Annotated in this window: 2 protein-coding genes; one reads left to right on the forward strand and one right to left on the reverse strand. The window is 66.8% G+C overall.

The window, feature by feature from the left end; all coding sequences use genetic code 11:
• Window positions 1-442: 442 nt before the first annotated feature.
• The gene (locus tag O3932_RS10415; protein ID WP_296503037.1) at window positions 443-673 is read right to left on the reverse strand and encodes a hypothetical protein; all 231 of its coding nucleotides are present in this window, start codon (window positions 671-673) and stop codon (window positions 443-445) included.
• A gap of 19 nt (window positions 674-692) precedes the next feature.
• Here O3932_RS10415 and O3932_RS10420 point away from each other — a divergent pair, with 19 nt between their 5' ends.
• Complete coding sequence (locus O3932_RS10420; RefSeq protein ID WP_198002798.1) at window positions 693-1,613, forward strand: hypothetical protein; 921 nt, start codon at window positions 693-695, stop codon at window positions 1,611-1,613.
• Window positions 1,614-1,695: the final 82 nt, after the last annotated feature.

Consider the following 1,695-nt stretch of genomic DNA (forward strand, 5'->3'; position numbering starts at 1 on the left):
CCGCACGTGGGCCTGCTGTTCCGCACGTGGGCTTGCTGTCCCGCACGTGGGCTTGCTGTCCCGCACGTGGGCCTCCTGTTCCGTACGTGGGCGGCGTTGCCCACGCTCGGAATAGCGGGTTTACGTGCGGGATAGAGGGCCGACATGCGGACAAGCTGATTTGCGGACCCGGTGTCTGTCGGACGCTCGCAGGAACGGAATGCTCGCAGGAACGGAACGCTTGCAGGAACGGAACGCTTGCAGGAACGGAAGAACGGATCTGACAATCGGGCGCGAGACGGGGACAGTCGCGCAGCGGGAGACGGAAACACTCGTGCGCTTCGGCGCGCAGATACGACAAAGCACGCCGAACCGAATGCGCCTGTCGGCGCGAAGGCCGCTCGTAGCGGCAGAGTTTGGAGCCCGGGGCATAACGGTCCGGCGTGCCCCTCAACCCTACGACTCACTTCATGCCAACGCGCGCCGTGGCGACGTGGATCAACCCACACGGGGCATGCGCCACAGCCGGGTCCTCCCCGACGAGGCCTGAGCCGCGTCTCTTGGTTACGCGCACCACAGCGTTGGGGCGGGTGCGGCGTTCCGACAACATGAGAGCACCCGCCTCGCCACGATCCCGACCCGCCGTCTCAGGAAGACCCGCGCGGGCGGCCATGGCCTCGTCGACTCCAGACATGTGGGACCATGGAAGCGTGATGACATCGACCTCGCCCACACGCACACGAACCGACTCGAGCCGCGGAGTACGCCGCGACACGCTGGCCACCAGACGAGTGTCTGTCAGCGTTGGTACGGCCACCGTCACACTTCTGGCCGCGCTGACAATCACCGCGTGGTGGCTGCCCGGCTCGCGCTGGACGGTCGGTCCGGTCATCGCGCTCGCCTCGTTCCTGTTGGCGCTCGCGTGGCCGACGTTGGCGCGACTGCACATGCCGTGGCTCGCGCAGGCAGTGCTTGCGCTCGGTGGGGCACTCACCCCCATCGGCGTCGCGTACTGGAAGAACCTTGACATCGCGATCCCCTTGACCGGTATCATGCTCGTGTTCCTGGTGGCTGCGACGATCCTTGACGCGCCCGCACCGCGTGACCACTCGGTGGGAAATACGACCGAACACTGGGGGTCGACGTCGCTGACCGCAGCCCTCACCTCGTCGGTGACTGCGCTCCTCATCATTACAGCCGGGTCCATGTGGGTGTCCCTGACGGTCCACGCGCGCTGGTCGGTCGTCGTGCCCATGGCCGCCCTGGTCGTCATCGTCGTAGCCGTGTCGGCGAACAGTGGGCGCTCCTCGACCGCGGGGGTGTTCTACTCCGCGGCGTTCGGCCTGTTCGCGGGACTCATCATTTCCTCGATCGCGTGGCTGCTCGGGCACACCTCTGACCTGCTGCCCGTCGTCTTCCCCTCTATCGCCAATATCCTCGGCGACTTCGCCGCATTCCTCACCATGGGTGGCATCACCGGTGCCGGCGTCGGCTTTGCCGTGTCGGTCGTTGACGCGCTCCTCGGTGAGCGCGCCGCCTCCGCCCAGCTCGCCTCCCTCCTCGGTCGTGGTGCCGCCAAATTCCTTGTCGCTGCCCTGCCCGTCTACGCGATGACGCGCATCGGCGGCATCTGAGACGTGCCTCGCCTCGACGAGGCGGTGGCTGGTCACGTTGTATTAACGAGGTAGCGGCTGGGTGGCCGGGTTGTTACCCGCT

The sequence above is a fragment of the Pauljensenia sp. 20925_1_25 genome (genome assembly GCF_041433955.1).
Taxonomy (GTDB): Bacteria; Actinomycetota; Actinomycetes; order Actinomycetales; family Actinomycetaceae; genus Pauljensenia.